Origin of the sequence: Desulfovibrio sp., from assembly GCF_018379785.1 — a bacterium.
Taxonomy (GTDB): Bacteria; Desulfobacterota; Desulfovibrionia; order Desulfovibrionales; family Desulfovibrionaceae; genus Desulfovibrio.
Window position 1 is genome coordinate 20,798 of the sequence record NZ_JAGZUV010000041.1, and the last position, 6,678, is coordinate 27,475.

General features: G+C 64.1%; 7 protein-coding genes. 5 read left to right on the top strand and 2 right to left on the bottom strand.

Annotation, left to right across the window (positions count from 1 at the left end):
- Positions 1–7: 7 nt before the first annotated feature.
- Positions 8–802 (top strand): precorrin-4 C(11)-methyltransferase, encoded by a 795-nt coding sequence (cobM, locus tag KH208_RS09830; RefSeq protein WP_291435876.1) that lies wholly within the window; start codon positions 8–10, stop codon positions 800–802.
- A gap of 51 nt (positions 803–853) precedes the next feature.
- Here cobM and KH208_RS09835 read toward each other — a convergent pair whose 3' ends face one another.
- Positions 854–1,078: a hypothetical protein gene (locus KH208_RS09835; RefSeq protein WP_291435878.1), complete on the bottom strand. Its 225-nt coding sequence runs from the start codon at positions 1,076–1,078 to the stop codon at positions 854–856.
- 264 nt (positions 1,079–1,342) lie between these two features.
- Positions 1,343–1,624: a hypothetical protein gene (locus tag KH208_RS09840; RefSeq protein ID WP_291435879.1), complete on the bottom strand. Its 282-nt coding sequence runs from the start codon at positions 1,622–1,624 to the stop codon at positions 1,343–1,345.
- A gap of 885 nt (positions 1,625–2,509) precedes the next feature.
- Between KH208_RS09840 and KH208_RS09845 the strand changes: the two genes are divergently transcribed.
- From KH208_RS09845 to KH208_RS09860, 4 genes are all read left to right on the top strand, one after another.
- A complete protein-coding gene (locus tag KH208_RS09845) occupies positions 2,510–3,352 on the top strand; it encodes a sulfide/dihydroorotate dehydrogenase-like FAD/NAD-binding protein (protein ID WP_291435881.1) in 843 nt (280 codons plus the stop codon).
- Complete coding sequence (gene gltA, locus KH208_RS09850) at positions 3,342–4,760, top strand: NADPH-dependent glutamate synthase (protein WP_291435882.1); 1,419 nt, start codon at positions 3,342–3,344, stop codon at positions 4,758–4,760. The genes KH208_RS09845 and gltA overlap by 11 nt, the downstream gene beginning before the upstream one ends.
- Positions 4,761–4,958: 198 nt before the next feature.
- Positions 4,959–5,795, top strand: a complete 837-nt coding sequence (locus KH208_RS09855; protein WP_291435884.1) for a histidinol-phosphatase — start codon at positions 4,959–4,961, stop codon at positions 5,793–5,795.
- 16 nt (positions 5,796–5,811) lie between these two features.
- On the top strand, positions 5,812–6,678 hold an 867-nt coding region (locus KH208_RS09860; protein ID WP_291435886.1), incomplete at its 3' end, for an ATP-binding cassette domain-containing protein.

Here is a 6,678-nt window from a genome sequence, read left to right on the forward strand (position 1 = left end):
AGCATCCATGCCGAACACGCACACAAAGCCCGAGGGCGTGAAAACAGGGCTGGTTTCCTTTGTGGGGGCCGGGCCGGGCGACCCGGAACTGCTGACCCTCAAGGGCCGCAAAGCCATTGAAGAAGCCGGGCTGGTGCTCTACGCCGGTTCCCTGGTGCCTCCGGAAGTGGTGGCCTGCGCCGGGCCGGACGCGCGGGTGGCGGATTCCGCGCCGCTGACCCTGGAAGAATGTCACCAATTGGTGCGCGAGACGGCCCTGGCCGGAAAGCGCGTGGCCCGCGTGCATACGGGTGATCCCTCATTATACGGAGCCCTGCGCGAGCAGGCCGCCCTGCTGGAGCGCGACGGCATCCCCTGGCGGGTGATCCCCGGCGTCACGGCGGCCTGCGCGGCGGCGGCCGCCGCGGGCGTGACCTTTACCGTGCCGGAAGTGACCCAGAGCATGGTGATCTGCCGCATGGAAGGCCGCACACCCGTGCCGGAGCGCGAACGCCTGGCCGCCCTGGCCGCGCACAAGACCTCGCTGGCTGTCTATCTCTCGGCCCACTCCGCCGAAGGTCTTCAGGCGGAACTGGCCCGCAGCCTGCCCCCGGAAACACCGGTGCTCTGCGCCCATCGCGTGGGCTGGCCGGACCAGCAACTGCACTGGGCCACCCTAGACGATCTGGCCCGTTGCGTGGAACGGCACGGCATCGCCCGCCAGACCGTTTTCCTGATCCTGCCCGGCGAGTTGGAAAAGGGCGCGGCCTCGCGCCTGTACGCGGCGGACTTCAGCCACGGCCGGCGACGGGAAAAAGCATAGCGCCCGGCCGTTGTCTCCGCCGTTCAGCGCTTCGGAAACCCGACGTTTCTCTTACTCCGCCTTCCGGCCTCCGGCGGCCCGCGCCTGACGGAATCGGCGGTAAAAGCCCTGCATGAGCCCGCCCATGTATTCCAGCTTCTGGTACACGGTCATCTCGCCGTCATAGTCGAAACAGAATTGAGGTTTGCCCTCCACGGGCCGCCAGGCCGCGAAGGCTTCATCCGTGAGGGCGAAGGCGTATTCCTCCGGCGTCATTCTGGGGCTGAGCAGCAACATACTCCCTCCTTGCGCCGCCACTCTACCGGCGCGGCGGGAAAAAGCAAAGCGCGCGGCCTCCGCCAGGGCTGAAAAAAAGGAGGGGCCCCCACGGCCCCTCCCATTCTGAGTGGAGATCTGCTGGAACGCGGATCAGCCGCGTACCCCTTCATGTCACGGAAAGGTGATGCGTTCCGGTTATGCCGCCTGACGGCGCTCTACGCCGCTCGGCGGCTGTTTTCCGCGCCGGTCGCCCAAAGGCTTGGACGCGGGTGGGTCAGCGCGTTATTGCGCGGGCGCGTCCGGGCTGGTCTGCACCAGCGCCAATGCCAAGCGCGCCAGAGAGCTGCCTGGCGCGGCGCGCCCGCCGCGCAGCCGGTTGCGCACAAAACCGGCCATATCCAGAGCCAGGGCCGCGTCGTCGGGGACAAAGCGGCTGGCCTTTTTATTGTCTTCCAAAATGGCAAGATAACGCGTGAGCCGGGCCAGTTCCTGTCTGGCCTCGGGATCGGCGTCATCCTGCGCGGTCTTCGCCGTTCGGGATGCGTCAGTTATAAGTAGCGACATGTCCATTCCTCCCTGAATGGATCACTGCTTCCCTGCAACGGGGTGGTCTGATCCGCCTCCTTATGTTCGGTGTTGCGTTCTCCCCTTTCCCCACTCAACAGTATTCTTATCGGCCCGCGGCAAGCGGCCATTAGGGGCGGGTAAAAAAAAATTATAAAAATTATTTTGACTGAATATTCAAACAAACCGGGCCTTGGCGGCCTATAAAGGCATGTGAAATTAGACGGTTGTCGGACTGCCGCGCTTGCCACGTTGTTCATTCGCGTTTAATCTGGCGCAAATCGTTTCGCCGAAAACGCGGTTTTCGACTCGCCCGCCGCCCTCGCGGGCGGCGACCGGCACTGCGTCACTTGTTTCAAGCCTGTTTTGGAGACGCAACGCCAGCCTGCCGTCAGAGCACTTCAACGCTGAGAGGCTCCGGTGAGGCGCGCCGCAACGCGGCGTGAATTCCGGCAAAAAAGATATTTTTGCCGGAATGACCCCTCTGAAACGTGCAGCGTTCAGAGGCAAACTGCTCCAGGAACTGTTTCTAAATTAGGGAGTTTCGCCTTTCCAGCGAGGAAAACGAGCTTTTTACGACGGGAGTATACTCTTGCCTCAGCCGTTGCAACGAAGCTGCTTACGAATGAGGCCAGCAGCAATCCGGTATTCGACCAGTGTGAAACGCGACGTTTGACGAAGCTGGAAGGTAAAAGAAACAATATTTAGAAACAGTCCCTAGTGAAACGTCACGCCTCACCTGTCGGTTCGGCGTGAAGATCACACAGCAAAAAACGCGGTTTTTGCTGTGCTTACGCCGCCTGCGGCGGCGCGCAACCCCTTGCGGGTTTGCGACATGTGTCGCCTGACGCGACACGAGAGCCCAATCGCAGCACAGGAGAGCATATGCCGACCCCCATTCTGCACAAGGAAAGCCTGATCCCGGGCAAAACCAGCAAACTGGTCCTGCACGCGCCGCACATCGCTCAAAAAGCGCAACCGGGACACTTCGTCATGTTGCGCATGAGCCCCACGGGCGAGCGCATTCCCCTGACCATTGCCGATACGGATGCGGCCAACGGCACCATCACCATCGTCTATCTGGTCTTGGGCAAAAGCACGGCCCTACTGGAAACCCTCAAGGAAGGCGACGCCATTCCGGACGTCTGCGGTCCGCTGGGGCACCCCACGCACATTGAAAAACGCGGCACCGTGATCTGCGTGGGCGGCGGCACGGGCAGCGCGGCCATGCACCACATCGCCAAGGGCCATTCCCGCGCAGGCAACCGGGTGGTAGGCATCATCGGCGCGCGCGGCAAGGATCTGCTGCTCTTTGAAAAAGAGCTCTCCTCCTTTGCCGACGAACTGCTGATCTCCACCGACGACGGCAGCTACGGCCACAAGGGCCTGGTCACGGACCTGCTGCGCGACCGCCTGGAAAAGGACAAGACCGTCTTTGAGGTGGTGGCTGTGGGCCCGGTGCCCATGATGGCCGCCGTGGCCGACACCACCCGTCCCTTCGGCGTGAAGACCACGGTCAGCCTCAACCCCATCATGGTGGACGGCATCGGCATGTGCGGCGCCTGTCGCGTGAGCGTGGGCGGCAAGACCAAATTCGCCTGCGTGGACGGGCCGGAATTCGACGGGCATGAAGTGGACTTCCCCGAACTGCGCCGCCGCCTTTCCGCTTACCGCGACCAGGAAAGAACCTCCTTCGACTCCTACAACGGGTGCGCTCATGGAAACTAAGAAAGCCAAAAAACCGCTGGCCCCCAGGGTGGACATGCCCTGTCAGCCCGCCGAAGTGCGGCGCTCCAATTTTAAGGAAGTGGCCCTGGGCTACACCAGGGAAATGGCCATGGAGGAAGCCTCGCGCTGCCTTCAGTGCAAAAAGCCGCTCTGCGTTTCGGGCTGTCCCGTGGAAGTGCCCATCCGCGACTTCATCGGCGAAGTGGCGCGCGGCAACATGGACGCGGCCTACCGGATCATCAAATCCACCAACAGCCTGCCCGCCGTCTGCGGCCGCGTCTGTCCGCAGGAAAACCAGTGCGAGGGCAAGTGCATCCTGAAGGCCAAGGGTCAGCCCATCGCCATCGGGCGGCTGGAACGCTTTGTGGCCGATACCTACATCGCCACCACGGCCTGTGAGCAGGTCACGGGCACCAATGCCTGCGCCGTGCCCCAGTGCGGCAAAAAAGTGGCCTGCATCGGTTCCGGCCCCTCTTCCCTGACCTGCGCGGGCGTCTGCGCGGCCGCGGGCATCAAGGTGGACGTTTTCGAAGCCCTGCATGAGCCGGGCGGCGTGCTGATTTACGGCATTCCGGCCTTCCGTCTGCCCAAGAACGTGGTGGCCACGGAAATCAACGGGCTGAGCCAGGCGGGCGTGGATTTTCACATGAACTATGTGGGCGGCCGCACCCTGGACGTGGCCGAACTGCGCAAGGAATATGACGCCGTGTTCATCGGCGTGGGCGCGGGCCTGCCTGTCTTTCTGGGCGTGCCCGGCGAAAACCTGGTGGGCGTGTTTTCGGCCAACGAATACCTCACCCGCGTGAACCTGGGCCGGGCCTGCGATTTCCCCAAGCAGGACACCCCGGCCTTCCCCGGCAAGAACGTGACCGTCTTCGGCGCGGGCAACGTGGCCATGGACGCGGCCCGCACGGCCCTGCGCATGGGCGCGGAAAACGTCTACATCGTCTACCGCCGCACCAAGGCGGAAATGCCCGCCCGCCGCGAGGAAATCGAACACGCCGAGGAAGAGGGCGTGCAGTTCGCCATGCTGGCGTCTCCCCTGCGCTTCAACGGCGACGCCGAAATGCGCCTGCAATCCGTGACCCTGCAAAAAATGGAGCTGGGCGAACCCGACGCCTCGGGCCGCCGCCGCCCTGTGCCGGTGGAAGGCGAGGTCTACGACCTGCCCACGGATCTGGCTATCGTGGCTCTGGGTACCCGTTCCAATCCCATTCTTCTGGACGCCACGCCCGACCTGGAACAGAACAAGTGGGGCTACATCCAGACCAATGAGGAAACCGGCGAAACCTCCATCCCCAATGTCTTTGCCGGCGGCGACATCGTCACCGGCGCGGCCACGGTCATTCTGGCCATGGGCGCGGGGCGGCGGGCAGGGCAGGAAATCGTCAAGAGACTGCTTGCCTGACGCCATGTTCTTTTGCCCGCTGGCTGTGTTAGGCCGCGCGGCCCGGCTTGGTTACGCAGACGACTACGCGCCCGCGCCGGGCCGCTTGCCTGCCTTGCCAGCGGACAAAATCCTATGGCGTTATGGGAGAGGAGCTTGCTTCCTCTCCCATAAATTTTTATCTTTTTCCCGCAAGCCGCGCACCTGGGACAGCCGAACATGATAACAGTCGATCTGCACACCCACACCAAATACTCGCACGGGGCGAACACGCCCGCCGAGATGTACGCTTCGGCCCTGGACAAGGGACTGACCCTGCTGGGCTTTTCCGAGCACTCGCCCCGCCCGCTGGGTTTCGACTATCTGCATGAGTACCGCGAGCAGCTCACCCGCCGTCTGCCGGACTACGCGCGTGAGGTACTCGCGCTCAAGGCCGCGCCGCGCGAGGGGGGCCATGGTCCCTGCCGCGTGTTGTTCGGCATGGAAATGGACTGGCTGGAGGGACAGCAGGACTACACCCGCGCCGCGTGCAAGGCATATGACTTTGACTATCTGCTGGGCAGCGTGCATTTTCTCGGGCGCTGGGGTTTTGACGACGGCGCGGAGCCCTGGAAAAACGCTTCCCAGGAAGAATGCGAAAACCGCTATGCAGCCTATTTCACGGCCTGGGAAGCCATGATCCGCTCGGGCCTGTTCAATATCGCGGCCCACCCGGACCTGATCAAAATTTTCTCCGTGGAGCAATTCCACATCTGGCTTGCCAAAGCGGAGAGCACGGCGCAAATCCGCCGCTGTCTCACGGCCCTGCGCGACGCGGGCATGGCCATGGAAATCTCCTCGGCCGGACTGCGCAAGGCCTGCCGCGAAATCTATCCGGCCCCGCCCGTCATGGCCCTGGCCGCCGAGTTGGGCCTGTCCGTCAGTTTCGCCTCGGACGCCCACGGAGTGGACGACGTGGCTTACGGCTTCGCGCGGCTGGCCTCCTACGCCAGAGCTTTCGGCTTCAGGGAACATGTATTTTTCGACAGGGGTCGCATGACGATCCTTCCCCTGTAAAACGGAGACCGCCCGCATGTCTCCGCTCCGCTTTCAGGCCGTGCCGCCCGCCTCTTGCACCGCCCCCCTGGTCACGGTGGACGGCGTCAGCCTGTCTCTGCCCGGCGATCCCCGTCAGGAAATGGTGCTGCACCATATCGACTGGCACGTGGAACGCGGACGGCACTGTGCCCTGCTGGGCCCCAACGGCTCGGGCAAATCCACCCTGCTCCGCCTGCTGCGCGGTGAGCTCTGGCCCGCAAGCGGCCATATTTACTGGCATACGGATGCGGGCGCGGAGGAATCCCCCCTGGCCGGACGGTCCATGACCGCCCTGGTCTCCCCGGCCCGGCAGGAGGGCTACCAGCGCCAGGCCTGGGACATCACGGGCCGTGACCTGCTGCTCACCGGCCTGGAGGACACGCCCCTGCTCTACAGTCGCGCGCCTGCCGAGCAGGCGGCCGCCGTGGAGGCCCTGGCCGCGCGCCTGAAGGCCTCGGGCCTGCTGGCCCGCAGCCTGCCCACGCTCTCGCAGGGCCAGTTGCGCCTGCTGCTTCTGGGCCGGGCCCTGCTGCGCGCGCCCGCCCTTCTGTTGCTGGACGAATGCGCCGACGGCCTGGATACCGCCCACAAAAAAATCTTTTTCGACGTGCTGAAGGAATACGCCCGGCGCTGTACCGTGATTCTGACCGCCCATCGGCCCGAAGAAATTCCGGACTGGTGCCGCGAGCGCCGCTACGTCAGCAAGGGCAGACTGCTGGACGCCCCGCCCGCCGCTTCCGCCGCCCCGCCCGCGCGGCGTGGGGAAAACCGCCCCGTATACAGCGCCACAGGCCGCATTCTGCTGACTCTGGAAAACGTGTCGGTTTACATCGACCGCCACAAGGTGCTGCACGACGTCACC